Annotated in this window: 29 protein-coding genes; 2 read left to right on the top strand and 27 right to left on the bottom strand. The window is 37.6% G+C overall.

Translation table 11 applies throughout. The annotated features are described in order from the left end of the window. Positions 1 to 29: 29 nt before the first annotated feature. From SULBA_RS01225 to SULBA_RS01200, 6 genes are all read right to left on the bottom strand, one after another. On the bottom strand, positions 30 to 1,022 hold the full coding sequence (locus tag SULBA_RS01225) for a beta-ketoacyl-ACP synthase III (protein ID WP_014768457.1): 993 nt from the start codon (positions 1,020 to 1,022) through the stop codon (positions 30 to 32). Positions 1,023 to 1,031: 9 nt separating this feature from the next. Continuing rightward, the gene (plsX, locus tag SULBA_RS01220) at positions 1,032 to 2,024 is read right to left on the bottom strand and encodes a phosphate acyltransferase PlsX (RefSeq protein WP_014768456.1); all 993 of its coding nucleotides are present in this window, start codon (positions 2,022 to 2,024) and stop codon (positions 1,032 to 1,034) included. Position 2,025: 1 nt separating this feature from the next. Further along, positions 2,026 to 2,178 (bottom strand): 50S ribosomal protein L32, encoded by a 153-nt coding sequence (gene rpmF / locus SULBA_RS01215; RefSeq protein WP_012856031.1) that lies wholly within the window; start codon positions 2,176 to 2,178, stop codon positions 2,026 to 2,028. Between the two features lie 10 nt (positions 2,179 to 2,188). Next, positions 2,189 to 2,548 carry a DUF177 domain-containing protein gene (locus tag SULBA_RS01210; protein ID WP_014768455.1) on the bottom strand — a complete coding sequence of 120 codons (360 nt, stop codon included), beginning with the start codon at positions 2,546 to 2,548 and terminating at the stop codon, positions 2,189 to 2,191. Between the two features lie 5 nt (positions 2,549 to 2,553). Next, positions 2,554 to 2,967, bottom strand: coding sequence for a nucleoside-diphosphate kinase (gene ndk / locus SULBA_RS01205; RefSeq protein ID WP_014768454.1), 414 nt, complete (start codon positions 2,965 to 2,967; stop codon positions 2,554 to 2,556). Between the two features lie 139 nt (positions 2,968 to 3,106). After that, positions 3,107 to 3,391, bottom strand: coding sequence for a DUF362 domain-containing protein (locus SULBA_RS01200; protein WP_014768453.1), 285 nt, complete (start codon positions 3,389 to 3,391; stop codon positions 3,107 to 3,109). Between the two features lie 390 nt (positions 3,392 to 3,781). On the opposite strand from SULBA_RS01200, the gene SULBA_RS01195 reads away from it, so the two are divergent. Beyond that, on the top strand, positions 3,782 to 4,378 hold the full coding sequence (locus SULBA_RS01195; protein WP_014768452.1) for a peroxiredoxin: 597 nt from the start codon (positions 3,782 to 3,784) through the stop codon (positions 4,376 to 4,378). Between the two features lie 47 nt (positions 4,379 to 4,425). Here the strand turns inward: SULBA_RS01195 and SULBA_RS01190 are convergent, their stop codons facing one another. The 15 genes from SULBA_RS01190 to serB all read right to left on the bottom strand — a co-directional run bounded on the left by SULBA_RS01190 (position 4,426) and on the right by serB (position 19,641). Next, positions 4,426 to 4,839, bottom strand: coding sequence for a Fur family transcriptional regulator (locus tag SULBA_RS01190; protein WP_014768451.1), 414 nt, complete (start codon positions 4,837 to 4,839; stop codon positions 4,426 to 4,428). Positions 4,840 to 4,923: 84 nt separating this feature from the next. After that, complete coding sequence (gene dxs / locus SULBA_RS01185; protein WP_014768450.1) at positions 4,924 to 6,762, bottom strand: 1-deoxy-D-xylulose-5-phosphate synthase; 1,839 nt, start codon at positions 6,760 to 6,762, stop codon at positions 4,924 to 4,926. 15 nt (positions 6,763 to 6,777) lie between these two features. Next, a complete protein-coding gene (fliH, locus tag SULBA_RS01180) occupies positions 6,778 to 7,572 on the bottom strand; it encodes a flagellar assembly protein FliH (protein ID WP_014768449.1) in 795 nt (264 codons plus the stop codon). A gap of 1 nt (position 7,573) precedes the next feature. Beyond that, entirely contained in the window at positions 7,574 to 8,602 is a 1,029-nt protein-coding gene (gene fliG / locus SULBA_RS01175) for a flagellar motor switch protein FliG (RefSeq protein ID WP_041671742.1), read from the bottom strand. Beyond that, positions 8,599 to 10,326 carry a flagellar basal-body MS-ring/collar protein FliF gene (fliF, locus tag SULBA_RS01170; protein WP_014768447.1) on the bottom strand — a complete coding sequence of 576 codons (1,728 nt, stop codon included), beginning with the start codon at positions 10,324 to 10,326 and terminating at the stop codon, positions 8,599 to 8,601. Before fliF ends, fliG begins: the two co-directional genes overlap by 4 nt. An 11-nt stretch (positions 10,327 to 10,337) precedes the next feature. After that, positions 10,338 to 11,438 (bottom strand): histidinol-phosphate transaminase, encoded by a 1,101-nt coding sequence (gene hisC, locus SULBA_RS01165; RefSeq protein ID WP_014768446.1) that lies wholly within the window; start codon positions 11,436 to 11,438, stop codon positions 10,338 to 10,340. Positions 11,439 to 11,441: 3 nt separating this feature from the next. Continuing rightward, positions 11,442 to 12,509 carry a prephenate dehydratase gene (gene pheA, locus SULBA_RS01160; protein ID WP_014768445.1) on the bottom strand — a complete coding sequence of 356 codons (1,068 nt, stop codon included), beginning with the start codon at positions 12,507 to 12,509 and terminating at the stop codon, positions 11,442 to 11,444. Further along, positions 12,497 to 13,276 (bottom strand): HAD-IIA family hydrolase, encoded by a 780-nt coding sequence (locus tag SULBA_RS01155; RefSeq protein WP_014768444.1) that lies wholly within the window; start codon positions 13,274 to 13,276, stop codon positions 12,497 to 12,499. The genes pheA and SULBA_RS01155 overlap by 13 nt, the downstream gene beginning before the upstream one ends. After that, positions 13,273 to 14,478, bottom strand: a complete 1,206-nt coding sequence (lysA, locus tag SULBA_RS01150; RefSeq protein ID WP_014768443.1) for a diaminopimelate decarboxylase — start codon at positions 14,476 to 14,478, stop codon at positions 13,273 to 13,275. Before lysA ends, SULBA_RS01155 begins: the two co-directional genes overlap by 4 nt. Before the next feature lie 74 nt (positions 14,479 to 14,552). Further along, entirely contained in the window at positions 14,553 to 15,614 is a 1,062-nt protein-coding gene (locus SULBA_RS01145; protein WP_014768442.1) for an LptF/LptG family permease, read from the bottom strand. Continuing rightward, positions 15,611 to 16,186, bottom strand: a complete 576-nt coding sequence (gene pth / locus SULBA_RS01140) for an aminoacyl-tRNA hydrolase (RefSeq protein WP_014768441.1) — start codon at positions 16,184 to 16,186, stop codon at positions 15,611 to 15,613. The genes SULBA_RS01145 and pth overlap by 4 nt, the downstream gene beginning before the upstream one ends. Positions 16,187 to 16,192: 6 nt before the next feature. Further along, on the bottom strand, positions 16,193 to 16,729 hold the full coding sequence (locus SULBA_RS01135; RefSeq protein ID WP_014768440.1) for a 50S ribosomal protein L25/general stress protein Ctc: 537 nt from the start codon (positions 16,727 to 16,729) through the stop codon (positions 16,193 to 16,195). Between the two features lie 67 nt (positions 16,730 to 16,796). Next, positions 16,797 to 17,996 (bottom strand): type IV pilus twitching motility protein PilT, encoded by a 1,200-nt coding sequence (locus tag SULBA_RS01130; protein WP_014768439.1) that lies wholly within the window; start codon positions 17,994 to 17,996, stop codon positions 16,797 to 16,799. A gap of 14 nt (positions 17,997 to 18,010) precedes the next feature. After that, on the bottom strand, positions 18,011 to 19,006 hold the full coding sequence (locus SULBA_RS01125) for a transaldolase (protein ID WP_014768438.1): 996 nt from the start codon (positions 19,004 to 19,006) through the stop codon (positions 18,011 to 18,013). 14 nt (positions 19,007 to 19,020) lie between these two features. Next, complete coding sequence (gene serB, locus SULBA_RS01120) at positions 19,021 to 19,641, bottom strand: phosphoserine phosphatase SerB (RefSeq protein WP_014768437.1); 621 nt, start codon at positions 19,639 to 19,641, stop codon at positions 19,021 to 19,023. A 115-nt stretch (positions 19,642 to 19,756) separates the two neighbouring features. Between serB and SULBA_RS01115 the strand changes: the two genes are divergently transcribed. Continuing rightward, positions 19,757 to 20,671: a methylenetetrahydrofolate reductase gene (locus SULBA_RS01115; RefSeq protein WP_014768436.1), complete on the top strand. Its 915-nt coding sequence runs from the start codon at positions 19,757 to 19,759 to the stop codon at positions 20,669 to 20,671. 48 nt (positions 20,672 to 20,719) lie between these two features. Here the strand turns inward: SULBA_RS01115 and SULBA_RS01110 are convergent, their stop codons facing one another. From SULBA_RS01110 to greA, 6 genes are read right to left on the bottom strand one after another with little or no spacing between them, the layout of a single operon-like run. Further along, entirely contained in the window at positions 20,720 to 21,214 is a 495-nt protein-coding gene (locus SULBA_RS01110; RefSeq protein ID WP_014768435.1) for a chemotaxis protein CheW, read from the bottom strand. Between the two features lie 11 nt (positions 21,215 to 21,225). Next, positions 21,226 to 23,574, bottom strand: coding sequence for a hybrid sensor histidine kinase/response regulator (locus SULBA_RS01105; RefSeq protein ID WP_014768434.1), 2,349 nt, complete (start codon positions 23,572 to 23,574; stop codon positions 21,226 to 21,228). 10 nt (positions 23,575 to 23,584) lie between these two features. Continuing rightward, positions 23,585 to 24,535 carry a chemotaxis protein gene (locus tag SULBA_RS01100; RefSeq protein WP_014768433.1) on the bottom strand — a complete coding sequence of 317 codons (951 nt, stop codon included), beginning with the start codon at positions 24,533 to 24,535 and terminating at the stop codon, positions 23,585 to 23,587. Between the two features lie 9 nt (positions 24,536 to 24,544). Next, positions 24,545 to 25,306, bottom strand: coding sequence for a UDP-2,3-diacylglucosamine diphosphatase (locus SULBA_RS01095; protein WP_245391423.1), 762 nt, complete (start codon positions 25,304 to 25,306; stop codon positions 24,545 to 24,547). Further along, the gene (argC, locus tag SULBA_RS01090) at positions 25,272 to 26,276 is read right to left on the bottom strand and encodes an N-acetyl-gamma-glutamyl-phosphate reductase (RefSeq protein WP_014768431.1); all 1,005 of its coding nucleotides are present in this window, start codon (positions 26,274 to 26,276) and stop codon (positions 25,272 to 25,274) included. The genes SULBA_RS01095 and argC overlap by 35 nt, the downstream gene beginning before the upstream one ends. After that, complete coding sequence (gene greA / locus SULBA_RS01085; protein ID WP_014768430.1) at positions 26,273 to 26,779, bottom strand: transcription elongation factor GreA; 507 nt, start codon at positions 26,777 to 26,779, stop codon at positions 26,273 to 26,275. The genes argC and greA overlap by 4 nt, the downstream gene beginning before the upstream one ends. Between the last annotated feature and the right edge of the window lie 18 nt (positions 26,780 to 26,797).

The raw sequence follows: 26,797 nt of genomic DNA, 5'->3' as shown, positions 1-26,797 counted from the left end.
TAAAGCTTTTTTAGAGTTACATGTAACGCTTACTGACCACCAAAACGTACAAGAGCACTGGCCCAGGTAAACCCGCCACCAAAGGTATCTAAGAGCATCAGATCACCTTTCTTGATACGTCCTTCTTCATACGCATCATTGATGGCCATTGGAATAGAAGCTGCTGAAGTATTGCCATATTTTGCAACCGTTAAAACGGTTTTTTCGATAGGGAAATTTAGTTTTGCACGTACTGCTTCAATGATTCTAAAATTGGCTTGATGCGGGATAAAATGATCGACTTGTGAAGCATCAATGTTATTTTTTTCTAAAATATCAATCACATCATTGGTCAAAGTTTTCACAGCCACTTTGTACACTTCATTGCCTTGCATTTTGATGTAATTAAGTTTATTATCCAGTGTCTCTTGGGAACATGGATATTTGGAACCACAGCCTGGAGTGATGAGAAGATCGCCATAACGACCATCGGCTGAGGCATGAATATCTAAAATAGCTTCGTTTTTATTTTCAGTCGCACCAATAATCGCCGCTCCTGCACCATCGCCAAAAAGAATACACGTACCCCTATCGGTATAGTCAATCATGCTACTGATTTTTTCAGCACCGATAAGCAAAATATTTTTTTTCATTCCAGATTCAATAAAGGCTTTTGCCATGGAGAGCATATAAACAAACCCACTACATGCAGCACTGATGTCAAAAGCCATGACATTGTTAATGTCTAACTTTCCAGCAATCACACATGCGGTTGATGGCATACACAAATAATCAGGAGAAAGTGTCGCACAAATAATTAAATCTATCTCTTCTTTTGCAATGCCAGCACGTTCAATGGCCTTTAAAGCTGCTTGTACACCTAAATCACTGGTAGCTTCTTCTGCTGATGCAATACGTCTTTCTTTAATACCTGTACGTTTTTCTATCCACTCATCACTGGTTTCTACCATCTCTTCAAGATGAAAATTACTTAAAATACGAGAAGGAGCATAGGCTCCAATTGATTTTAAAGATGCGTACACATATATCCTTTATAACTCTAGTTGTGCAAGTTTAGATTCAATATCAGCATTAATATTTGAACTTGAAAAATTAATGGCTTGAAAAATTGCATTTTTTACTGCTTTAGCATTGCTTTTGCCATGCCCAATAATAGCACAGCCATTAATACCAATCAGTGGAGCTCCACCGTATTCAGCATAATCAACTTGCTTTTTAAGCACCGTAAAAACTTTTCGCATTAAAACAGCACCTGCAATGGCTAGGGGTGAGCGCCTGACATTTTGTTTGATAATTTTTGTGATAGATTCTGCTACACCTTCACTTGTTTTAAGCAAAATATTACCTACAAAACCATCACAAACAATAACATCAACTGAGCCATCAAAAATATTATTACCCTCAACATTACCTACAAAACTTTTAAGTTGTTTGAGGAAGCCAAAAGCCTCTTTGGTAATTTCATTCCCTTTGCTCTCTTCTTCACCGTTTGAGAGAAGTCCTACTTTAGGATTACCTACTTTTAAAATATCTTTCACGTATGCTTCGCCCATAACTGCAAACTGCGCTAAATGCTCTGCTTTACAATCTACATTAGCACCCACATCTAAAACAAGGCTTACTTTTCCATGAACTGCTGTAGGCATAATCGTAGCAATAGCAGGACGTAAAACACCTTTGAGTCTTCCAATACGAAGGGTTGCTAAACTCATCGTAGCACCACTATGTCCCATAGAGACAACAGCATCGGCTACTTTATCTTTTACTAAATCAACAGCTTTATAGATAGATGTTTCTTTACGTTTGAGCGCATTGGTTGCAGCTTCATGCATATCTAAAATATCGGTTGATTCAATAAAAGAGATTCTGTCTAAAAACTCTGAAGGAATAAGAGGTTTAAGAACTGTAACATCCCCAACAAGAATCGCTTTAAAAGAACGTTCTTTTAACGCATGGAGCGTTCCCTCGACAATTGGAGCGGGACCAAAGTCTCCGCCCATTGCATCAATTGCTATGCTTAGCATATTAATTTTTATATTCGCCTGTTGTTTTGTTCACTCTGTGAGGCATCTTCCATGTTCCATCACTATCTTTTACAGGCATTGGAAGGGTCACTTTGTAGTGAGTTCTTCTTTTTGCAGCTCTTGTTTTGCTGACACGTCTCTTAGGTACTGCCATTTTATTCTCCTTATAGTTGTTCGCATTGTCCACAATAGTGGTAGTCGCTTTTGAAAGCTTCAATTTCACTTTGAAGTAGGGTATCCACTTCAATAAAGCTATCAAAAAACTCTATAACATTTAAAAGTTCTTCACCTTCTTTGTCTTCATAAAGACCATCACTGGCAAAAACTTCAACATTTTCATTCACGGTTAATACAAAACTTTCACCACATCGATCACAAGTGTGTAGAAGTGTTCCTTCGATGACACCCTTGCATTTGACCAATATTTTGCCTGTTTTTACAGCTTCACCAGAAAATTTAATTTCATCCAAAGATGTTTCAAAATGAATTCCACTGCTAGGAATTTTTTTGAATTCAATCTGCATTGGAATTAGTTAATCTCTCTTCGTGCAAAAAAGAAATCAATTTCGATTTTTGCATTTTCTAAACTATCACTACCATGAACAGCATTTGCATCAATACTATCAGCAAAATCTGCTCTAATGGTACCTTTTGCAGCCTCTCTTGGATTGGTTGCACCCATAAGATCACGGTTTTTCAAAACAGCATTTTCGCCTTCAAGTACCATAACCACAACAGGTCCGCTAATCATAAATTTAACCAAATCACCAAAAAATGGTCTGCTTGCATGGACAGCGTAAAAAGCTTCTGCATCTGCTTGGCTTAATTGTACTTTTTTCATTGCGGCAATTCTTAAGCCATTTGACTCAAATCTATCAACAATTTTACCAATAACATTTTTTGCTACAGCATCTGGTTTAATAATGGATAATGTGCTTTCCACAATCCTCTCCTATATATAGTTGAATTTCATAACTTTGCAGGGAATTAGAACGGGGGAGTATAGCAGAATTTTTTTTTAATATCAATTAAACACTAACATTTAATAAAAAAATAAAGAGGGTTACCCCTCTTTATCGTTCTTATTCAGCACAAGGGGTTGTGCCTTTTCTCATGTCTGCACCAATATCATCGCGGCTTGGTTGACCAGCATATGGAGCATCCCATACAATACAACCCTCTGTTGGACAGGCTTCTGCACACGCTGGTGCATCATGATGACCTACACACTCAACACATTTATCTGCATATACATAATAAATGTCTGCACCTGTTGGGTTATCACTATCATCCACAATTGCTTCAACAGGACACTCATCGATACAGGCGCCACATGCGATACAAATATCTGTAATTTTTACTGCCATAATTTCTCCTTAACTTGATGTTTTTTACTAACTAAAAACTATATCTAAACAAAATTAAAATTGATATTAAACCTAAATTACTAGTTTAAAACTACAAAGTGGCTTAATTTAACCAAAAATACTGGCACCGCTACCCTGCTTCAAGATATCTTTACTAAAACGTTTTCAGAGTAATATTACATCAAATTCATAGCATGAAAATAGCTACAAAGCTTTTTTTAAGCTCTTTGAGCCTTTACATGTAGAATATTTTATATATAATTTTTTAATATTCATAATTAACTTAAATATACCTTTATATACTACTATTAATCCTATTTAATAAAAATAGTTTTTATTATTTTTATATATAATTTCTTCGTCAATAAAATTTATTATTAAGGATATTCTATGTTAGTAACTAATAAAGCTCCAGATTTCACAGCAACTGCTGTTTTAGGTGATAATCAGATTGTTGATACCTTCAACCTTTATGAAAACATCGGTACAAAAGGTGCCGTTTTATTCTTTTATCCACTAGACTTTACATTTGTTTGTCCGTCAGAAATTATTGCATTTGATAAAAGACTTGAGGAATTTACCAGCCGTGGTATTAATGTCATCGCTGTTTCTGTTGATTCACAATTTTCACACTTTGCTTGGAAAAATACACCTGTCAATCAAGGCGGTATCGGACAAGTCAGGTTCCCTATGGTTGCAGATATTACAAAACAAATTTCTCGTGATTATGATGTTCTATTCAAAGAAGGTGTTGCGCTTCGTGGCTCATTTTTAATTGATAAAGATGGTACTGTAAGACATGCTGTTATTAATGATTTACCGCTGGGAAGAAACATTGATGAAATGATACGCATGATTGATACGATGCTTTTTACCAATGAATACGGTGAAGTATGCCCTGCGGGTTGGAGAAAAGGGGATGAAGGCATGAAAGCAAGCACCGATGGTGTTGCAGAATATCTTGCAAACAACTCTGATAAACTCTAAAGAGTCCCCTCAAAGAAGTTTAGACTTCTTTGAGGGATAAAGCAGATTTATTTTGGGCACAATGAACACGATTTTACTGTCGCAATAATGTCCATTCTTTCAATTTTTACATGTTGATTTGATTCTAAGCACATCTGGTATTGGTACATACTCTCATCACAATCAACGTCTTCAATTGAACCACATTGCTGGCAAATTAAATGAATATGTGGCTTTGAATAAACATCATAACGCATTTTTCCATCAGCAACATTTACTTCTATAACAACACCTTTTTCTTTTAGTGTTGAAATATTTTTATAGACTGTGGCTAAAGACATGGACGGATTCTCTTTTTTTAATGCCTCATACAAATCATCCATTGTTGGATGGGTTTTTCGTCCCAACTCTTTTAAAACGGAAATTCGTTGAGGTGTTGCCTTTAACTCTTTATCTTTTAAAAGTTGAATAACGTCATACATAGTAATACACCTCCTTTACAAAAATTTTCTATAGTATTCCATACTATAGATGAATTTAAATAAAAAAAAATTAATTAGTATTTTTTATTTACTAAGAAATACTTTTAAAATAGAGGAACTTATTTGTCGTGCCGTAATACCTAATCTCTCTTCAACCAAATGTGTCGCTCCATGCCTGATAAACATATCATCATATTCAAAACTTTTTATCTTTACATGTAAAGTATATTTTTCTTTAAATGCACTCAGTAAAGAAGCCACGCCACCAATTTTAGCACTCTCACTAATAACGTACCATTGTGTGTATTGCTTGGAGAGCTCTAGTAAAAGATTCTCATCCAAAGGTTTTGCAAATCTTAAATCTACAATACCCACATCAACACCTACATCTTGCATCATCTGGGATACTGCGCATGCCTTACCCACGCCGTTGCCATATCCAATCAAAAGGACTGTACTATTCCCCTCTTTCAGCACTTCTGCTTTACCACAAACAAAAGGCAATGACGGCACATCGCTACACGGTAAAAATGAGCCTCTAGGATAGCGAATTGCTAATGGTCCTTGGTGTGTGTACGCATAGCGAATCGCTTCGTGCATACTCAATTCATCACGTGGTGCCATAAGTGTCATATTCGGAATAGCACTTAAGTAAGCAATATCAAAAGCACCTTGGTGTGTTTCGCCATCTTCTCCAACAATGCCTGCTCTATCAATCGCAAACACGACATTCAAATTCATAATACAGGCATCATGAATTACCTGATCATAGGCACGTTGTAAAAAGGTAGAGTAAATGCTAATATAAGGCTTAAAGCCCTCTTTTGCCATTGCACACATCGATGTTACTGCATGTTGTTCAGCAATAGCAACATCCCAAAAACGCTCTGGATAGGCTTGAATGAGAGGCGAAAGTCCTGTACCACTTGGCATAGCAGCGGTTACACCAACCACATCATTGTGATCTTTTGCCAATGCCATTAATGCTTCTGAATACATCGTCGTAGCGTTTTTACTTGCACCTTGCTTTAAAGCCTCTCCACTATTCACATCAAAAGGTCCAACGCCATGCCACTTTTCATAATATCCCTCAGCCATTTCATACCCTTTACCTTTAAGGGTTTGGGTATGAATAATAACGGGTTTTTTAAGGCTACGTGCTGATTGCATGGCACGAATTAAACTCTCTATATCATGGCCATCAATGGGACCAATATAATCAATTCCTAACTCTTCAAATAAAATACCTGGAGTAATCAGCTTAAAACTCTCTTCAAATTTCTTTGCCATATACGTTGCACTCTCGGGTAAATATTGTAAAATTTGCTCTGTTGTTTTTTTGATTTTTTGGTAAAAAGTACCTGCCATAGCACTGGATAAAAATTTACTAATCGCACCAATCGGTTTGGAAATACTCATTTTATTATCGTTTAAAATGATGACAACGGGGTATCTGCGATCACCTAGTTCATTAAGCGCTTCATACACCATTCCAGCACTGAGTGAGCCATCGCCAATTAATGCAACAGGCAGACGTTTTGTTTGTTCATTCTTTAATGCAATAGCCTTCGCTGCACCCACAGCCAATGAAATCGACGTCGAACTATGACCTGCTACAAAATAATCATACATTGATTCATCAGGTCTGGTGTAACCGCTAATACCATCAAGTTCTCTTAATGTATCAAAGCGCTCCCAACGATCAGTGAGAAGTTTATGCGTATAGGCTTGATGACTGACGTCAAAAATAAAAGGGTCTTTTTTAACGTCAAAAACATAATGCATGGCAACTATCAATTCTACGGCACCAATATTGCTACTTAAATGCCCACCATTATGACTCACCGTCTGAATAATTTTTTCTCTAATCTGCTCACAATACGACTCTAGTTCTTCAATAGAATATTCTTTTAATTCTTTCATGAGATCCAATTCTTCTTAATTTTCATGTAATAAATATTTTACTTTATCTAAGCGCATTGCCACATTCCCATCAAGATTTCCAACATCGCTAAAAATAACAATGCCCCCTTGCGCCACGGCATCATCTGAAATTACTTTAATTTTTTCCTCATTAGCATACACCTCTTTGAGTGCCTCAAAATCTTTTGGATTAACTCTAAGTTCAATTTTAATCGCATCTTTAACCTCTTGCAGAAGAGCCTTCGAAAGTGCTACAGCCACCTGAGAACTTGAAAAAGCAATCTCTTTTTTAATCACCTCTTTAGCAATTTCAAAGGCACTCACACTCATTTCACTCTCAACTTTGCCTAATCTCTCATCAAAACTTTTGTAGAGTGTATCCAAATGCGTAATGGATTTTAAATAACGAGATTTTACTTCAGAAAGAGACGTTTCACTCTCCTCTTTAGCTTTTTGATAGCCTTGTGTATACGCATTTTCACGCTCTCTCTCCACAGCTTCTGTTAAGCGCTTTGAAAAATCTTCTTCTTGCTTTTCAATTTGAATTTGAAGTTTTATGACACTGGATGTCAGCTCATCTGTTTTTTTAAGTAACTCTTCAATAAATTGATTTTGCTTTCCTTCTTCAATGCGTGTGATGGAAACCACTTCATCACTCAGAGGCGATGATGTTTCAATCTCTTTACTATACGTATCTTCTTTTACATGTAAAGGTATAGGAGCATCCGAAACAGAGCCTAAGACTTTAAAATTATAGCGCTGTATCGAGTGTTCTTCCACCCGTTCTTTGCCAATAATATTTTCCATCATTTTAGTTTATCATCTCTTCGGCTTCGCCAATTTGAAGTACACCTTGCTCTGCTAGTTTTTGCACTTCTTCAACAATTTTTCGCTGTGACTCTTCAACATCTTTGACACGCACAGCACCTAAAAAGTTCATCTCCTCAACAAAAGCCTCTTGTGCACGTTGAGACATATTATCGAAAAACTTTTGTTGTAATTCAGGCACAGCACCCTTAAGGGCGACCATCAAGTCTTTTTTATCGGCAACTTTCAGAATTTCACGCACAGAATTACCATCAAGTTTCATAATATCTTCAAAGGTAAACATCATATCTTTAATCACTGAAGCTAATTTTTCATCAGCTTGTTCGATGTAAGCAATGGTTGTTTTAGAAGCTTTTTGACCAAGACGGTTCAGAATTTCAGCAACCGCACGAGGACCACCTACCTCAACTTTATACGATGTTAGTGATTCTAATTTATTTTCCAATACGGCTGAGACACGTTTGACTACTGAAGGGGAAATCTCACCTAGATTTGCCATTCTAATGGTCACTTCACTGCGTATTTGATCTGGAAAATAAGAAAGTGTCTCAGCTGCACTGGTTGGATCCATATGAGCTAAAATAAGCGCAACCGTTTGCGGATGCTCATTAATAATAAAATCACCCAATTGTTGCGGTTTAATTTGAGAAAGATAACCAAAGCTTTGAGAATTTTCCATGGATTTGGAGAGTTTATCTAAAATCTTTTGTGCGCCCTCTGCACCAAAGGTTCGGTATAAAATCTCTTTTGCATATTCCAAACCACCGCTTCTAATATACTGATTGGATTGTAAAATAACATAAAATTCTTCCAGTACAGCATTGGCAACAGATTTATCAATATTTTTAGCGGTTGCAATGTGCTTAGAAATATCCGTAACGACATCAATTTCCATGTGTGAAAAAAGATTTGCCGTAGCATCTTCTCCAAGCTGTATTAACAAAATAGCCGCTTTTTCAGCCATTGTTAGTTCATTGTAAAGGGTTTTTTGCTCTTCAGTTAGTTTCATTATCCAAAATCCCTCGTATTGTTTCTAATTTCATATTCACCTTCATTGCGAATCATTGATTGAATAATACCTGCAAAATCTTCACCTTTTTCATCGGCGATATGCTTAAGCTTTTCAAGCAATACATCGTACTTAAGTGCGTCTTCATTAAAATCTTGACCAATACCTAATTGATCTTCTACCTTTTTACGAGCTTCTTTAAATTTTTCTAACGTATCTTCTACGCTTTCATCGTCTACTTTAACAGGTTCGAGTTCGTCTTCAAAATCATCCAATTTTGTTTCAACCATTTTCTGACTAAATGGAAGAATAACTTTTTTATAGAAAATAAATAATAAAACCGCTACAACTATGTATTTTAAGATAGGAGACAATGCCATAGCATAGGTAAAAATCTTCTCTGTTGTACTTTTAGCAGGAAGCCTTGTTCCATCACTGGAGAGTGGTTTAAATTCTAAGTTACTCACCGTAACCTCATCACCCCTTGCAAGATTATAACCAACTGTTTGCCTTACTACATCACGAATAGCATCCATTTGCTCTTTGCTTAAAGGGAAATACTCTAGTTCATTCTTTTTATTTCCATCCGCATCTACGCCATATTTATACGTTCCATCCACAACAACGGCAGCGGTTAAACGTTTGATTTTGGCAAATTCATCTTTGGAATTGACTACTTTTTTAGAAATTTCATAATTGGTTGTCGTGGAGCTTTTTTGATAAGTTTCACTTTTTTTGTTGCTCTCTAAACCTTGCACAGGACCAATGTTACTAATCGCACCTGGAACCCCGCCAACATCTTGTGGTTCTTTTCCTTCACGTTTTTCCTCGACACTCTGCTCACTTCTTGGAACGGAATTAGGATCATAAATCTCACTGACAGAATTTTGTTGTGAAAAATCAAAATCAACCGTGACTTTAGCGTTCACTTTATCAACACCGCCAATCACAGGAGCTAAGACTTGAATAATTTTTTGCTCAATATTATGCTCAAACTCTTTTTTATAGCGCATTTGACTCTTAACCAACTCGCCTTGAAAAAGGTTACTCTCTTCATCTCCCAAAGGCTCACCATCTTGATTGACAATAGAAACATTTTCTGCGGGTAAGTTAGAAATAGACGCTGCGACTAAATTTCGAATGCCTACAATTTGCTTAATAGAAAGGCTCATCCCTGATCGAATATTAAGTACAATAGACGCTGTTGCAGGAGCTTGCTTTTGTGCAAAGACTGTCTCTTTAGGAATAGCAATATGCACGCTTGCATTGGCAATAGGCCCCAAACTTTCAATGGTGCGAGCCAACTCACCCTCAAGGGCTGCTCTTACATACTTAATTTTCTGTTCAAAATCCGTTGCACCAAATTCGGTTTTATCAAAAATTTCAAAACCAACTTTACTGTTTTTAGGAATACCAAGAGCAGCAATGGCAATACGCTGTTTATGCACCATATCATTAGGGACGGCAATGGTTCCCTCATCAATAATTTTGTAAGGAACTTTCTCCTTATCAAGCTGTTGCACAATCAATGCAGCATCACCTGCAGATGTTTTTTCAAATAAAACCGAGTATCCATTCATAGAAGAGGTACTGGTGTTTTTGTACAGCATGAGAAACACAAGAAAACCAATTAAAACAATGATAGATACAGCCGATACAATTCTTTGACGTAGAGTCAGGTTTTGAATCAGCGTTGCGATTTGATTTAAAAGTGTTCTAAGATCCATTTAATATTCTCTTACATGTAAAGTGTTTTAAAGCATTCAAAAAAGCGACTATTTTGCTCAGGAGTTCCAATGGTTACACGAATAGCATTCATCCCGTATGAACCTAAATTTCTAACGATTATACCCTTTTCCATTAATTTTTGAGCAATTTCTCCAGAGTTTTTACGTGCATCAAATTCTAAAACAATAAAATTGGTATAACTCTCAATAATACGAAAACCCAATGCTTTTGCAAACGCTTCGTATGCCTTCATCTGTTCAAAATTTTCTCGCACAGAAGCATCCACAAAATCTTGATCTCTTAAAGCAACAATCGCTGCTTTTAATGTCAAATTTGTAATATTAAAAGGAGCACGAAGTTTTAATAAAGCTTTAATAATTTCAGGCTGAGCAATACCATACCCACAACGCATTCCTCCCAATCCATACGCTTTTGAAAACGTCCCTGTGTAAATTGTATTAGGGTATTTTGCGATTATATCAGATGGCTCAATTTTCTTTGCAGCATCTTTAAAACGAGCATACTCTTGGTAGGCTCCATCAATAATCACAAGGGTTTCTGGATGAATTTCATCTAAAAAAGCATACACATCTTTTGTATCCACACACTCACCTAAAGGATTGTTGGGAAGACAAAGCACAACAATAGAAATATCACTATTGGCTTTATAGAGTTCTAGCATCTCTTTTAAATTATGCTGTGCAGAAGGTGTTTTCAGAACTTTTGCCCCTGTTTGAAGGGTGTAAATTTCATACATGGCAAAGGTAACGCCTGCTATTAGTACTTTCGTATTTGCATTGGCTTTGGCATGAATAGCAAATTCGATGACTTGATCGCTTCCTGAGCCAATAATAATATTTTTATCACTCACATTGTATTTATGAGCAAGCGCTTCTTTGAGTTCATACATACTGTCATCAGGATATAAATTCATTTTTGTAGCTTCTTCTCTGACCGCTTCAATAACTTTTTGGCTACATCCTCGTGGGTTTTCATTACTTGCAAGCTTAATGACATCTTTGGCTTCAATGCCATACTCTCTTACAACTAACTCTATAGGTTTTCCCGCTTCATAGGTTTTTAAATTATCTAAAACGCTGTTAAATTGCATTCCTCATCCTCCACAAATATAGCTTCCAAGCCATTTAATATCGTATCTGTCTTTGTTCTCTTCAATCACTTTTTGAACATTTTCATCATCAATGTGCCCCTCAAAATCCATATAAAAAATGGATTGAAACCCTTTTTCTTTGGTTGGTCGCGACTCTATTTTAGTGAGATTTACTTTTTGGTCTTGAAAGGTTTGTAAAAACTCTACAAGTCCTCCTGGTTTGTCATCGGTTTTTGCCAAAATAGAGGTTTTATTGTGAATCCCTTTTTTGTTCTTGAAATCACTCAAAATTAAAAAGCGTGTTTGATTTGCCATATTGTCTTCAATTTTTTCAAACAAAACAGGAAGATTGGATAATTTTGCAGCGATATGCGAACAAATAGCAGCAGAATCATGTTCAACACTTGCTTTTTGCGCTGCTTCTGCTGTTGATTTTGTGGGAATAAATTCCACACCCAAAAGCCTGTGTTCTTCTAAAAATTTACGACACTGATTGTAGCCTTGCGGATGCGAATAGATACGTTTAATTTTTTTAATATCTTCACAAACGGTTGCAAACGAGTGGTGAATATCCATATAAAGCTCTGCGACAATTTTTGAGCTAAACTTGCCTAAACAATCCAGCGTTGTTCCCACCGCCCCTGCGGTATTGTTTTCAACAGGAACCACACCATACTTAGCTTCACCGTTTTCAAGGACATGAAAAACCGCTTCAATAGAGCTCACTTCAATGTAGCTACCCATAGCTCCAAAACGGCTTTCTGCTGCTTGATGGGTATAACTTCCCTCTGGTCCCATAAAAGCAATTTTTTCTGGAAACTCAAGATTTCGGCTTACCGCAAAAACTTCTAAAAAAATCGCATCAATGGCTTTCTCATTTAAAGCACCTTTGTTCAGTGACTTTAAACGATCCAAAATCTCTTTTTCCCGCTCAGGTCGATAAATTGCAGTCCCACTGGTTTGCTTTGCCTTACCAATCTCTTTGACCAACTCCATACGCTCATTTAAAAGTTTTAAAATGTCATTATCAATGGCATCAATTTTTTTGCGATACGTTTCTATCGTTTGCATTCTTCACCTTTAATATGCCCAATATTGGGAACAATCGCATCTAAGGAACTCTTTACATGTAAGACTTCTGCCTCACTTTGGCATTTACCGCTGAGCACTAAAATCGTTTTCATCCCCAAGGCTTTTGCACCTACTAAATCCCCAATAGCATCATCGCTAATAATCGTAATCTCATCAAAATTTTTCACATCAGCTTGCATTTGTAAACGCTTTAACGCTTCGCTGTAAAACAGTGTACTAGGTTTTCCTACCACACTATACTCCGCACCTGTGGCATACGAAAGCATTTCTAAAATTGCGCCAACACCTGGATAGCGACGTTTATCTTTTGCGTAAATGCTTGTGGCATGCATTCCTACGATTTTAGCGCCGCCTAAAACCAATTCTATCATGCTTGCATAATCATTCGCATCAAAATCCTTTTTACTCGCAATGACGATGGCTTCAGGATTTTGTGCGTTTTGTTCATACCCTAATGTCTCCATCACATCCAAAAACTCTTGTGCACCAAAGCTACGAATGGCTTTTACATGTAAGACTTTTTCTAACGTCATAAAGGGATCAAGATAATTATTTTTTGGAATAGCAAAACCCAAATTGCATAAAAATTGATGAAACTCCACACTAGGAATTTTTGTGTTATTGGTAATCACCACATAAGGTATTTTGGAAGCATTTAAAGACTCAATAAAAGCAATAGCTCCCTCAATCGGCTCTTTATTCACATCATCAATGAGCGTTCCTTGTACATCAATTAAATAACTCATAGACACGCTTTCTCCAACGCAATGACATCCTCAAATGTTTCACGTCTGCGAATTAAACGATCTTCTCCGTTTTGGAGAGCAACTTCTGCCACACGTGAACGGGTATTGTAATTGCTACTCATGGTAAATCCATACGCACCTGCACTTTTCACCACCAAAAGATCATCGTGTTCCAAAGCAGGAAGTTCAATGTTTTTCGCAAAAAAATCACCACTCTCACACACAGGACCTACCACATCACACACACTTTTTTCAGCACCCTCTTTTCCCTCAGCTTCAATCGCATGGTAGGCTTGGTAAAGGCTTGGTCGAATCAAATCGTTCATAGCACCATCCACGATCACAAAACGCTTAAAACCATTATGTTTTTCATACAAAACTTTCGTGAGAAAATAGCCACAATCACCCACCAAATAACGCCCAGGTTCACACACAAGCGTAACATCCAATCCACCTAACGCACTAAAAATAGACTGAGCGTATTCATACAGAGCAATGGTCTCTTCTTCTTTATACTGAATACCAATGCCACCACCGACATCAAAAAATTTAATATCAATCTTCAGTGCTTTTAAATTGCGAAGCAAGTTAGCTAAAACCTCGGCGGCTTCTTTAAAAGGATTTACCTCTGTAATTTGACTGCCAATATGAAAATGAATGCCCACAGGATCAAGTGAAAGGCTATTTTTCGCATGAATATACATACGCTTTGCACTTTCAATATCCACGCCAAATTTGTTTTCATGCAATCCTGTGGAAATATAAGGATGCGTTTTAGGGTCAATATTGGGATTTACCCGAATACTAATACGTGCAACAACACCCAATTTTTCAGCAATTATTTCCACCCGCTTCATCTCTTCTTCGCTCTCAAGATTGAGCATTAAAATATCATTACGAAGTGCTTCTTCAATCTCATCGTCCCTTTTACCCACACCACTAAAAATAATTTTATACTTAGGAATACCCGCAAATAAAGCTCGTTTCACTTCACCAATGGAGACACAATCACATCCTGCACCTAAGTGTGCCATATGGTGTAGAACCGAAAGGTTGGAATTGGCTTTAACCGCAAAACAAATCAATGATTTGCGTGCTTTGAAAACTTCTTTGAGTGCGCTAAATTTTTGGGTAATCGTATCGAAATTGTAAACATACAAAGGGGTACCATATTTTTGTGCTAAAGCAGAGAATTTCGTCATTTTAAACCTTATGAGAGATAACAATAATTCTTTTATTCTATCAAAAAGTTAAGCAAAAAATAATTAAAAGGGATTTATGTGCGTTTAGCGTAAAAATAAAGTGCGACAAAGCCCAATAAAAGAATCGGTGCTAGAATCGCAATTTCTGAAAGTAATACCCCATTAATTGCCAAACGACTAAGCAAAAAGAGTCCACTCCAAATAAGCAATGTTATAAAAGCAAAAACAGAAGCCACCCATGCAGTATTATAATAACGTCCCATGAGAGGTGCTTTGTAAAATAAAATAACAATTAAAAAAGGAGCAAAAAAGGGAAAAAAGATTTGATAAAAAAGGGTTGCTTTAATTTTTGTTGTATTCACTCCTTGTACGGTAAAGAAGCGCAATGCATCGATACCATCACGAATTGAAAGTGAAAAATCACTTTGGTAGACATTGTCCATAATTTTTGGTTTAAAATTTTCCATTGCGCTTAAACTCTCACGTTTCTCTTTGGAAAACCCTTTATCATCTAAGGAGCTAATATAAGGCTTGTTGATAATATCAACCTCTCTTAGCAACCATGCGTTATTGATGAACGAAGCCGTTTTTGCACGAATAATACGGTTGACATCAACATCATTCACCTCAAAGATGCTTACATCATAAGCAATTTGTTTCAAGGGGTCTAATTTTTTAAAATAGATATATTGATTGTTGTGTTTTAAAAACAAATCTTCAGAACTGGTTGAGATACGATTGTATTTTTTAAGGTTTGAGCCATATTCGTGTGCATAGGCAAATTCTGTAAAATTGAGCGATACATAGAGGATACTCAGTGCTAAAGCAGAAAAAAACAAAGGACGAGCCAACGCTTTTTTGCTAATGCTTGAAGCATACATACAAATAATTTCATTGGTTTTCAGCATCGTAAAATACGTAACAATCATTCCAAAAACGATGGAAAGGGGTAAGACATAATTAATAGCATTCATGGCTTGAAAAAGCGCGTATAGCAATTGAAGGTTTGCTGAGTCAGGTATATTTTTATAATTGCTTAAAAGATCAACGCCTACATAAAAGAGATCCAAACCCAAGAAAATAACGAAGACGTTTTTGAGATAATGCATGATGATATATTTCTCAAAAAGTTTCATACCTTATCTCCATCACACCATGTTTGTTTAAGGGAATATTGTAGCGAAACTTCTTTTAAATCCTCACGTAACAATTCCTGAATGCTTTTCTTTACATGTAAAAGTAATTCAGGTAAAAATTCTCTTTGGCACATTGAAAAATCAGAAAGAACGTATTTAGCCACATCACTTTTGTGCAGTGGTTTTCCAATACCAATACGAACCCGTATATACTCAGCTCCTATATGTGCATCAATCGAGCGAAGCCCATTGTGTCCACCATGACCTCCACCTATCTTATAACGTACCGTTCCAAAAGGTAGATCTAAATCATCATGAATCACAATAATCTGATCGGGTTTAAAGTAATCACTCACAGAGCGAACACTTTCTCCAGAAAGATTCATATAGGTTGTGGGTTTTAGAAGTAGCATTGATGGGGCTTTAAAAAGCTCCCCTTTAAAAGAGGTTTTGGTAATTTTTTCTGCAAGAGGATGGTCATCGAGAAAAGCATCGATGACCATAAATCCAACATTATGTCGGTTGTTTTTGTATTGAAAATCAGGGTTTCCTAATCCAACAATCAGTGTCATTAAGCGTTACTTCGCTTTAATAACTCCCGCTACAGATACACGTGTCTCATCCATAATTTTTACATTGGCTGGAACCGCAATATCACGTACAAGAATGGTTTCACCCACATCAAGTTCACTCACATCAACGGTAAAATCATTTGGTAGGTTTTCGGCTGTACATTTAACCGCTAAACGTTTTTTAGACTGAATTAAAACACCTTTATTTTTTGTACCTTTTGGAATACCGACCGTTTTTACAGGAACTAAATATTTACTAACAACACCTGGAAGCGCAATACGTAAATCTACATGTAAAAGATTGCTGTTTACTGGGTCTCTTTGGTAATCTTGGATTACAACACTGTACTCTTTACCAGCCACTTTAACTGGGAAAATAAGCGTCTCTTTACTCTTTGCTGCCTTGATGAATTCGTTTGCTTTAAATGCAGCATTGATGTTTTCTTCACCCTTACCGTAAATATTAGCAATTAGATATCCATCTCTACGAAGTGCTTTAGTAGCCTTTTTTTCGATACTATCTCTAATGATGCCTTCTAACATGGTCTTCCTTTATAAAAATTAAGGGGCTAATTTTACTGAAACAAACCTAAAAACTGTATAAATATAACTATTTTTTGAGAGCAATAATATCTTGGTCAACCATTTCCACTTCATTTTGAAGAGAATGCGTATCATTTTTTCGTTTTTCTTTTTGCATTTTATCAGCATCGTAAAAATCAAGTGCCATCGCAATGTCATTACGACTTGAGGAGGAGCGAATGGCTTCTTCTCTTGAAATTTTCCCCTCGGTATAAAGCCCCAACAAGGCTTGGTCAAAGGTTTGCGTTTTATAAACTTCTTTTCCCTCTTTAAGGGCATCAGGAATCTCTAATTCACGCCCTTCTAAAATTAATGCTTCAATGCGTGCATTTTTAACCAATATTTCAACCGCAGCCGTGCGCCCTTTATCAACTGTTTTCACAAGTCTTTGTGCCACAATACCCTGCAAAACAGATGAAAGTGACATTTTAATACGATTTTGCTCACTGCCTGGGAACATGCCAATAATTCTCCCGATGGTCTCTTTAGCATCCAATGTGTGCAGGGTTGAGAGGACTAGATGCCCTGTCTCTGCAGCATGAATTGCTGTCTCAATGGTCTCTAAATCGCGCATTTCCCCCACTAAAATCACATCAGGATCTTCTCGAAGTGCTGCACGCAGAGCATCTGAAAACGAGATAGCATCAGGACCAATGGCACGTTGATTGACCACACATGAAGCATCTTTGTAAATAAATTCAACAGGGTCTTCAATGGTAATAATGTGTTTCTTTTGTGTTTGATTAATACGATTAATCATGGAAGCAAGCGTTGTTGTTTTACCTGAACCTGTAGGGCCTGTGACCAAGACTAAGCCTCGTGAAAGATCACACAAGGTGTTGATAACTGAAGGTAAATGCAAAGACTCTACTGTGGGCAAAACCATTGGAATGGTTCGAAAAACAGCCGAAACGCCATCAACTTGAAAAAACATATTGACACGAAAGCGATAGGCATCATTCAATTTAAAGGTAAAATCAATGTTTTTTTTCTCTACCAATTCAGGAAAACGACTGCGTAAAAGCTCTTTGGCTAAAGTTAAGCCCTCTTGATAGCTTAAGGCTTCATTTGAAAAGGGAACAATTTCACCGTTAATTCGTCCTCGAATCGTCGTACCTGTTTTAACATGTAAATCGCTTCCCTCACTTTCAACCAATTGACTCAAATAGACTTTGAGCCGTTTTGTCATCTCAAAGGTAAGTTCACTAACATTGACACTTTCTGCCATTGTGTTTATCCTTGCTATTTGAGTTCGTTTAAAATCTCCACAAAGGCTTCCTTAAAAGCACGCAATCCCTCATCCATTAACGTATCACTTACTTCATCTAAGTAAATTTCATTTGCAGCTAGTGCATTAAAAAAGTTCTCAATCATCTCAGAAGTATACTCGATAGCCTTACATTCTTTCGACGCTACAAAGGCATGAATGGTATCAAGAGGAGCCGTATTGATGGTATTTTCAACCAAAAGTTCTCGAATATAATAATCTTCTCTAAACCGATCACCTTTAACACCTGTACTTGCAAATAATGCCCTTACATTTTCAAGACCATACGCCTTAATACACTCATAACAACGTAAAGCGTTCATAATGCCTACACGCCCCATTGGAAAATCAATCTTAGAAAGCATGTCGTCCAACTTTCGATCAAAACGGCTTACAAAAATACTAATCACTGCTTTAGGAAGCGACTCTACCCCTTTTTCTTTTAAAAGCAGATTGGCACGTGAAAAGGCATCCAAACAATTTTGTGTTTGTTGCTTTGAGAAAACAAGGGTCGCATTCACATGAATACCCTCACTGAGCAATGCTTCCATAGCAACAAACCCTGCTTCAGTCGCAGGAACTTTAATCATCACATTGGGATAAGCAATTGCCTTAAAAAGACGTTTACCCTCCTCAATGGTTGCCTTGGCATCATCGCATAAAAAAGGATCCACTTCAATGCTAATAAACCCATCATTTCCACTTTCATAAGCACTTAAAAGTTTACCAGCAGCACATTGAATATCTTGAATAGCCAATGTTTCATAAATTTCTTTAGCAGGTCTACCCTCAAGAAGTGTTTTTGCCTCTTTATACGCTGGTGAGCCTAAAAAAGCACTCTTAAAAATAGAAGGATTACTTGTCGCCGCATTGACAATATTTTTTTCAACTAAGCTAGAAAATTCATTCTCTAAAAAACTTCTCTCAACAAAATCACACCATAACGAAAATTTTAATTCATTGTTGTACATTCTAAAACTCTTTTCTAAATAAATTCAAGTAAATTGCGCATATCTTTCTCATCAATCACAATATTGGCCGCACTTTTTAAAATAGGCTTTGCGCAAAATGCCACTTTTTTATGGGCGTGTTCAAACATTGAAAGATCATTAGCACCATCTCCCACCGCCACTGTATTTTCTTCGTTTACATGTAAAAGATTTTGCACCCTTTTTAACATGTCACCTTTGGAAAAACCAAACATCATATCACCACCAACCAGACCACTCAAATGGCCATCTCTTACATGTAAAATATTCGCAAAGTCCGCATCAAAGCCTAAAATCGCTTTAGCGGGTGTTGTCCCCATACGAAATCCTCCGCTAAAAACAATGACCGTATAGCCTTTTGCTTTGAGCCCAGCAATCGCCTCACGTGCACCATTCATTAAAGGCAAATGCGCACAAATCTCTTCTGCTTTACGTGCATTCATCCCTTTTAAAAGCCCTACACGTGTGGTTAAACTCTCAAAAAAATCCAGCTCTCCACGCATCGCTGCTTCGGTAATAGCGCAGACCTCTTTTTCTACCCCATGCTCTTTTGCTAAAAAATCTATCGTTTCACCATCCATGAGGGTTGAATCAAAATCAAACACACACAATTTCATTTCCATGACTCCCTTATTACAAATAAAGGATTTATTATATCACGCTAAACCTTAGGTAATATTCCAAGGAAATTTTCGGTTATAATACACCAAAGTTTAATTACATGGGAAAAAAATGCTAGAACCTTTTATTGAAAAATTAAAATATGAGAGCTTTTTAAGCCTTGAAACAACCCCTATTCACGAACCAACCTTTGAGCCTATGATTGAAAAAATTGCTCACTTTGGATTGGATAAACACGTCGATGGCTTTAGCACCACCGATAACCCCTTAGCACGGCTTAAATACAATGCTCTTTTTGGCGCACTCAAACTTCAAAACCGTTTTAACAAACCTGTCATTGCAACCATGAGTATGCGTGATCGCAATAAACTTGCTCTTCAATCAGACCTCCTAGGAGCTAATGAAAATGATCTTCGTGCCATTTTGTGCCTTACTGGTGATCCTTCAAGTGCAAGTGACCAACCATCCCTTAAAGGCGTTTTTGAGGGAAACAGCACACTCTTGATGGATATTATTCAATGCTTTAATGCGGGGATGGATTACTCAGGCAAACCTTTTAAAACACAACCGCACCCCATCTACCCTTTTGCCGTCTGTAACGCCCATAGCAATACACCACGCCACTTGATGAAAAAAATTGCTACTAAAATTAGCCATGGAGCTGTGGGGATTATTTCACAACCTGTCTACAGTGTAGACAATGCTTCAATGCTTCTTGAACTGCTCAAAGAGGCTAAAAAAGAGCTTGGTAAAGAAGACAATGAAGCACAAATGATTTTAGGATTTTTCCCTATTGTAAAACTACGCACTGCGCAATTTCTCTCAGCTCACGTCCCAGGGGTGAATGTGCCCAATTTTTGGATGGAGAAACTAGCTCGTGCTAAGAAAATCAGTGAAGAAGAAGAGAAAAAAGTAGGTTTTGAACTTTCGCTTCAAACCTTTCATGCGTTAAAAAAAGTTCACCCAAAAATTCATATGATGAGCGCCAATAACTTTGAATTGGTAGCAGATCTGCTAAAAGCCTAAGCGTTACATGTAAAAGAGCTAAACCTCTAGGCTTAGCTCTTCACGGGATTAAAAATCTCGTTTTAACAGGGCTTCTACTTTAAGAATCGTTAAGATATTCTCTTCTCGCATACCAATACCATAAACCATCCCTTTTTCTGCATGAATAGTCTCAGGTGGTGGTCCAATACGACTGCTTTTGATACGAATTGCCTCTGTGAGTCTATCTATCACAAAACCAGCGGTATTATCATGCCCTTTCATAACAATATAGCGGGTATCTTCTGTGGCTTTAACGGAATCCATTTTAAACTTACGACGCAAATCAATCAAAGGAATAACGCTTCCTCGAAGATTAAAAACGCCCAGAATATAATCAGGAACACTTGGAACTCTAGTATATTCAATGGGTTTAATAATCTCTTGAATACTCAAAATGGGCACGGCGTACTCTTCTTGACCAATAATAAATCCAACGAGCTGAACAACATCATCCTCTTTTTTAAGAGGCTCTTCAATCTGCTTTTGCTGTTTTTGGATAATTTGATTTAATTTATCACTCATCGCACTACCGCCTATAATTTAATATTTTTACGAACAACACTCTCGAGGTATTCTGGAGAGTATGGTTTGGTGATGTATTCGCTCATGCCTGATTCAACACCTCTTAATCTATCCGATTTTGAGGTACGAGATGTGACTGCAATTAATGGAAGGTTTTTGTATTTTGAATACTTTCGAATCTCCATAGCCAACGTATAACCATCCATGCGTGGCATCTCAATATCAATCAACACCGCATCAATACTGTGTTCCGATGATTTAATCATGTTAAGCGCTTCTTGTCCATTGCTTGCTTCTATGGTTTTCACCCCTATAGGTTCCATCGATTTTTTCATAATATTTCGATCCATAGCGCTATCGTCCACGACCAATACCACATAATCACTTGGTACTGTTTTTGCCTTCACAACGGTTTCAGCACTGGCACGAATGTCAACATTGATGCCTTTTGCAAGATTCATCAGTGCTGCCACATCCACAATGAGTGTCACACGACCATCCCCTCGAATGGTAGCCCCTGCAATACCCTCAATACCCTGTAAATAATCGCCCAAAGATTTAATAACAATCTCTTCTTGACCCACAAGCATATCAACCACAACACCCAGTTTTGACTCCGCAAGTCCTATAACAACAACATAGGTATGCTCGCCTCCCTCATACACCTGTTTGACTCCAAAAATATCAGAAAGTCGCACAAGAGATAAAACTTCATCTCGAAGTCGTAAAACATTTTTACCCTCAATGGTATAAATCTCATCCAGTGGAATGCGAACCGTCTCTAAAACGGAAGCTAAAGGAATCGCATAATACTCTTCTTGAGCACCGACCAATAAAGCTTGAATAATAGCAAGGGTTAGTGGAATTTTTAAACGAATGACCGTTCCATGACCTAACTCACTGTCAACATCAATAATACCATTGAGCTTTTCAATGTTGGTCTTAACCACATCCATGCCCACACCACGACCTGAAACATTAGTGACGACTTTTGCCGTTGAAAGGGATGGTTTAAAGATAAGCGCATAGGCCTCTTTGTCACTCATACCATCGGCTTCTCGCTCGGTAATCATTCCTTTTTCAATTGCTTTTGAACGCAATAAATCAGCATCTAAGCCTTTACCATCATCGGTGATCTCAATGACAATATTATTGCCCTCATTGTATGCTTTGAGCTGAATGAGTCCTGTCTCAGGTTTTCCTTTTGCACGTCTGGTTGCAATATCTTCAATACCATGGTCGCATGAGTTACGAATAATATGAACCAAAGGATCGCCAATCTCTTCCACAATAGACTTATCAAGCTCTGTCTCTTCACCTGAGATTTCAAGCTCAATTTGTTTACCTAGTTCTCGAGAAAGGTCACGTACCATTCTTGGAAATTTATTAAACACTTTGGCAATAGGCAACATTCTGGTTTTCATAACCGCAATTTGTAAATCTGTCGTTACCAAAGAAATAGAAGAAACAACTTGGTTAAGCTCTTCTAAGAATTTTTCACCCTCATAACGCTCTTCAACGTCGTCATAAATTTTAAGCAATCGGTTTTTACCTAAAACAAGCTCACCAATTAAATTCATTAAGTGATCAAGTCGTTTTACCTCAACACGAATGGTCTGCTCCATCGAACTAGAAGCATCTTTTTTTGCTGGGGCAGTATTCTCCGCATTAGCAGCTCTTTTGACAGGTTCAACAACCCTAGGTGCCTCTTTTTCCTCATCTGCATCCTCATCCACAACCACGGATGAACTACGTGGAACAACTGGTGATGGAGCTTGCGTGTTTTGCTTACGTTGACGATCTTCTTCCTTACGCATCTTGAGTAATCGTTCAATTTCGTCTTCAACTTCTTTATCGCTCAATTTTGAATAATCCACATTGTCTTCATTCATTGGCGTCTCTACAGGGTCCATTTCAACAGGCGCAGATGTACTAGATGTCGCTATCTGTTCTTCTTCATGTGTGGCTTCTCCATTAGAGATAATATCTAAGCGACGGCAAATATCGGTAATATCAATACCAATAGAAGTGTCATTGCCATTATCACGAATCGCATGAAGCAAGCTTTTCATTAAATCAATTGACTCTAGCACCACATCCATCACACCGTGTGTTAATTTTACCTCACCATGGCGTGCTTTATTTAAAACATCCTCCATGTGATGTGTCAGACCTGTTAGGACATCAAAATTTAAAAATGATGATGACCCTTTAATCGTATGCGCCACCCTAAAAATGCTGTTGAGCAGTTCCAAATCATCAGGATTGGACTCTAGCTCTACCAAATTTTGATCAAGTTGTTCAATAAGTTCGAACGCTTCAACCAAAAAATCTTCTAAAATTTCTTGAATATCTTCCATCGTTCTACCCCTATTGTGCTGTTTTCACGTGTGCTTTGATGACTTTTGAGACTTCTGTGTAAAAAATTCCCGCATCAAATTTTGTTAAATAGGCCTCACCGCCCGCCTCTTTGCCTCTAATTTCACTAAAATGGTCGCTAATAGATGAGTTAAAAACAATAGGAATATTTTTAAACCGAGGATCTTCTTTAACATTGGCTGCAAAATGAAATCCATCCATTTGTGGCATTTCCACATCGCTGATAATAATTTTAACCACATCGGTTAAACGATCACTGTAGGTTTTATAAAGCTCATTGAGTCTCTCCAAACCTTCCATGCCGTCTTTTGCCTCGACCACACGCATACCCATTTTTCTGAGGGCATCGCTGACGAGTTTTCGAGCGGTCATACTGTCATCCAAAATCAGAGCTGTACCATCAATTTTTTGAATTTGATCATCTGCAACATCAATTTTTGGCTGGTAAATACCTAAGGATTGAACTACATTTTCAAGGTCTAAAATAAGCAATACCTCATCGTTTTCAATCCGTGTCACACCCGTGATTTGACTCTTATCCAGTGAGCCCATACCTGCGACAAAGGAGGCTGGTTCTATATCTTTCCAACTAATACGACGAATGCGCTTGGCTTCATGCACCACAAAACCAATCAAAATATCGCTAAATTCGGTAATAATAATACGTGGTTTAATGGAACCATCATCAGGTTCTTTAATGTTCATCCACTTGGCAAGATTGACCACAGGAATAACAATACCACGCAAATCAAAAATTCCCTCAATATAATCAGGAACACCTGGAAGTTCTGTAAGATTAGGGATTTTGATGATTTCACGTACTTTAGCTACGTTAACACCATAAATTCCCTCATACACACCATTTTCTTCCTTTTTAAAAATACGGAAGTCCACCAACTCCATCTCATTGGAGCCTACTTTTAAAATACTTTCTTTCGCCATTTCTGCCCCTTATGTGCTTGGACATGACCTAAATTGCATTGGTGCAAATTCTGTCTCTGAGGAAGATTGTACACTAAAGTAGCTTTGATTGCACGCAAAAGATGAAAAATTTATGTAATGAACGCCAGATACCATAAATGCGTGATTCTGATGGTAATGACCTTCTGCGATTACCTCTGCTTTAGGGTATAAAAAGAGCTTGCGTTGTATCAGCGTTGTAAAATCGCAGATGTGTTTGCATAAATTCTTTTTGGATTGAGATTGTTCAATTGCTTTTGAGATGGCGCCTTGGCTTAACATATCACACCCATTTAAAAAGCTCAAAATGAAAGGGTTTCGTATGAGTTTTGTGTAGAAACGATTGAATCTATCACCGTATTTATCGCCGTGCAATAAAAGGCAGGTTTTTCCACTGGGAAGCTTACATGTAAGGGGTTGTTCTTCAATGGAAATGACCTTTACATGTAAAAAAAGTTGAGCCAAACGAAAGTCATGATTTCCCTCAAAATAATAGACCTCACACACCTGCGCAATCTCTTCAATAAGAGCAATATAGTGCTCATATTTTTTTACCCCATACACCACATCGCCCACAAGCAAATCAAACATATCACCCATTAAGAAGAGTTGGGATGGAGGATTTTTCTTTACATGTAAAAGGTATTCTAAGAAAAAGGAGCGCTCAGAACTATCATGCGCATCGGCGATAAAGTGCGCTCCTTCGTGAATTAAAAGATTAGGGGACATACGCAATAATGGGAATTCCAGCACTCTCTTCAAACCCACACATTAAGTTGGCATTGACCACTGCTTGAGAGGAAGCACCTCTAAGAAGGTTATCAATGGCGGAAGAGACAAAAAGCGATGTGCCTTTTTGTGTGACAAAAATATCGCAAAAATTGGTTCCTGCTACTGATTTAATATCCACAGGATTTCCCCTGACTCGCACAAAACGGGCCTCTTGATAAAAAGACTCAAGCAGGGCTTTTGCATCAAGCACCTCTGTGGTTTGCAAATAAGCGCTCACCAACATTCCTCGACTCACGGGTAAAAGATGCGGGATAAAATTGACTTCATATGCATGCCCACTTACCTGCGCAATTTTCTCAGCAATCTCTGGTTCATGGCGGTGTTTTAAAGGGTTGTAGGCAAAAATATTTTCATTAATGGTGACAAAGTGTGATGTTTGAGAAAGTTTTTTACCTGCACCTGAAACCCCACTTTTCGCATCAATAAAAATAGGTGCTTCTTTTTTTAAGTAAGGAAGAAACGGTAAAACTGCCAACAACGAAGCGGTTGGATAACACCCAGGATTAGCAATTAAACGAGCCTGTTTAATTTTTGCAGTGTGAATTTCAGGCAACCCATACACTGCCTCGCTTAGGTGCTCTTTATCCAAATGTTCGCAGTAGTGTTTCTCATACGCTTCAAGCTCCAAACGATAATCCGCTGAGAGGTCAACCACCTTTACATGTAAATCCAAAAGCTCTTTTGCAAATCCCATAGCAGCTTGATGAGGAAGGGCTAAAAATGCTAAATCCGCATGTTGTGCCACCTCTTTGGCATCGGCTTTTACAACCTCTTGTTCAAACACACCTGCTAAACTAGGATGCAATGCACTGGCTTTCACCCCACCCTCAGTGGTTGCAATATACGTAATCTCAAAATGCGGATGGGAAATAAGCATCTTAATCAGCTCTAAGCCCGTATACCCACTCGCCCCAATAATGGCTACTCTCATTTGAACTTCACCTCAAAGTCTATTTCACAATACGTAATGTTTAAAATGGCATACTCTTGCGTTCCTACAGGCAATTTAATCACAACTTCTTCATCCACGCAACGACCCATCAACTGTTTTGAAAGTGGCGAATGGTATGAGATAAGCCCCAAATCAGGATTGCTCTCGGTACTTCCCACGATACTGTACGTTACCTCTTCATTGGTTTCCAAATTCTCTAACGTAATGGTTGAGCCAAAACGCACTTTATCGTGTTCGTAACTGCTCGGATCAATGACTTGAGAGCGTGAGACAAAATCACTCAGCTCCGCAATACGTGCATCAATAAATGCCAATTTCTCTTTGGCAGCATGGTATTCAGCATTCTCTTTTAAATCACCATGACTTCGTGCAATATCAAGCTCTATAACAGTCTCTGGACGCTGTCTTTTTTTTAAATCATTTAACTCTTCGGTTAATTTTTTATACCCATATTCGGTCATTGGCTCTTTCGTTGCGTTCATTGTTTCACTCCTTTATTC

It is taken from the genome of Sulfurospirillum barnesii SES-3, from assembly GCF_000265295.1.
In the GTDB taxonomy this organism is placed as follows: domain Bacteria; phylum Campylobacterota; class Campylobacteria; order Campylobacterales; family Sulfurospirillaceae; genus Sulfurospirillum; species Sulfurospirillum barnesii.
The sequence above is the reverse complement of the archived record's forward strand: the minus strand, read 5'-3'. Positions and strand labels throughout refer to the sequence as shown.

Bases quoted from the DNA above. Each gene is read 5' to 3' on its own strand.
- plsX (WP_014768456.1), bottom strand. From the start codon at position 2,024: ATGCTAAGCATAGCAATTGATGCAATGGGCGGAGACTTTGGTCCCGCT.
- rpmF (WP_012856031.1), bottom strand. From the start codon at position 2,178: ATGGCAGTACCTAAGAGACGTGTCAGCAAAACAAGAGCTGCAAAAAGA.
- SULBA_RS01210 (WP_014768455.1), bottom strand. From the start codon at position 2,548: ATGCAGATTGAATTCAAAAAAATTCCTAGCAGTGGAATTCATTTTGAA.
- SULBA_RS01200 (WP_014768453.1), bottom strand. From the start codon at position 3,391: ATGGCAGTAAAAATTACAGATATTTGTATCGCATGTGGCGCCTGTATC.
- SULBA_RS01195 (WP_014768452.1), top strand. From the start codon at position 3,782: ATGTTAGTAACTAATAAAGCTCCAGATTTCACAGCAACTGCTGTTTTA.
- SULBA_RS01190 (WP_014768451.1), bottom strand. From the start codon at position 4,839: ATGTATGACGTTATTCAACTTTTAAAAGATAAAGAGTTAAAGGCAACA.
- dxs (WP_014768450.1), bottom strand. From the start codon at position 6,762: ATGAAAGAATTAAAAGAATATTCTATTGAAGAACTAGAGTCGTATTGT.
- fliH (WP_014768449.1), bottom strand. From the start codon at position 7,572: ATGATGGAAAATATTATTGGCAAAGAACGGGTGGAAGAACACTCGATA.
- fliF (WP_014768447.1), bottom strand. From the start codon at position 10,326: ATGGATCTTAGAACACTTTTAAATCAAATCGCAACGCTGATTCAAAAC.
- hisC (WP_014768446.1), bottom strand. From the start codon at position 11,438: ATGCAATTTAACAGCGTTTTAGATAATTTAAAAACCTATGAAGCGGGA.
- pheA (WP_014768445.1), bottom strand. From the start codon at position 12,509: ATGCAAACGATAGAAACGTATCGCAAAAAAATTGATGCCATTGATAAT.
- SULBA_RS01155 (WP_014768444.1), bottom strand. From the start codon at position 13,276: ATGAGTTATTTAATTGATGTACAAGGAACGCTCATTGATGATGTGAAT.
- lysA (WP_014768443.1), bottom strand. From the start codon at position 14,478: ATGACGAAATTCTCTGCTTTAGCACAAAAATATGGTACCCCTTTGTAT.
- SULBA_RS01145 (WP_014768442.1), bottom strand. From the start codon at position 15,614: ATGAAACTTTTTGAGAAATATATCATCATGCATTATCTCAAAAACGTC.
- pth (WP_014768441.1), bottom strand. From the start codon at position 16,186: ATGACACTGATTGTTGGATTAGGAAACCCTGATTTTCAATACAAAAAC.
- SULBA_RS01135 (WP_014768440.1), bottom strand. From the start codon at position 16,729: ATGTTAGAAGGCATCATTAGAGATAGTATCGAAAAAAAGGCTACTAAA.
- SULBA_RS01130 (WP_014768439.1), bottom strand. From the start codon at position 17,996: ATGGCAGAAAGTGTCAATGTTAGTGAACTTACCTTTGAGATGACAAAA.
- SULBA_RS01125 (WP_014768438.1), bottom strand. From the start codon at position 19,006: ATGTACAACAATGAATTAAAATTTTCGTTATGGTGTGATTTTGTTGAG.
- serB (WP_014768437.1), bottom strand. From the start codon at position 19,641: ATGAAATTGTGTGTGTTTGATTTTGATTCAACCCTCATGGATGGTGAA.
- SULBA_RS01115 (WP_014768436.1), top strand. From the start codon at position 19,757: ATGCTAGAACCTTTTATTGAAAAATTAAAATATGAGAGCTTTTTAAGC.
- SULBA_RS01110 (WP_014768435.1), bottom strand. From the start codon at position 21,214: ATGAGTGATAAATTAAATCAAATTATCCAAAAACAGCAAAAGCAGATT.
- SULBA_RS01105 (WP_014768434.1), bottom strand. From the start codon at position 23,574: ATGGAAGATATTCAAGAAATTTTAGAAGATTTTTTGGTTGAAGCGTTC.
- SULBA_RS01100 (WP_014768433.1), bottom strand. From the start codon at position 24,535: ATGGCGAAAGAAAGTATTTTAAAAGTAGGCTCCAATGAGATGGAGTTG.
- argC (WP_014768431.1), bottom strand. From the start codon at position 26,276: ATGAGAGTAGCCATTATTGGGGCGAGTGGGTATACGGGCTTAGAGCTG.
- greA (WP_014768430.1), bottom strand. From the start codon at position 26,779: ATGAACGCAACGAAAGAGCCAATGACCGAATATGGGTATAAAAAATTA.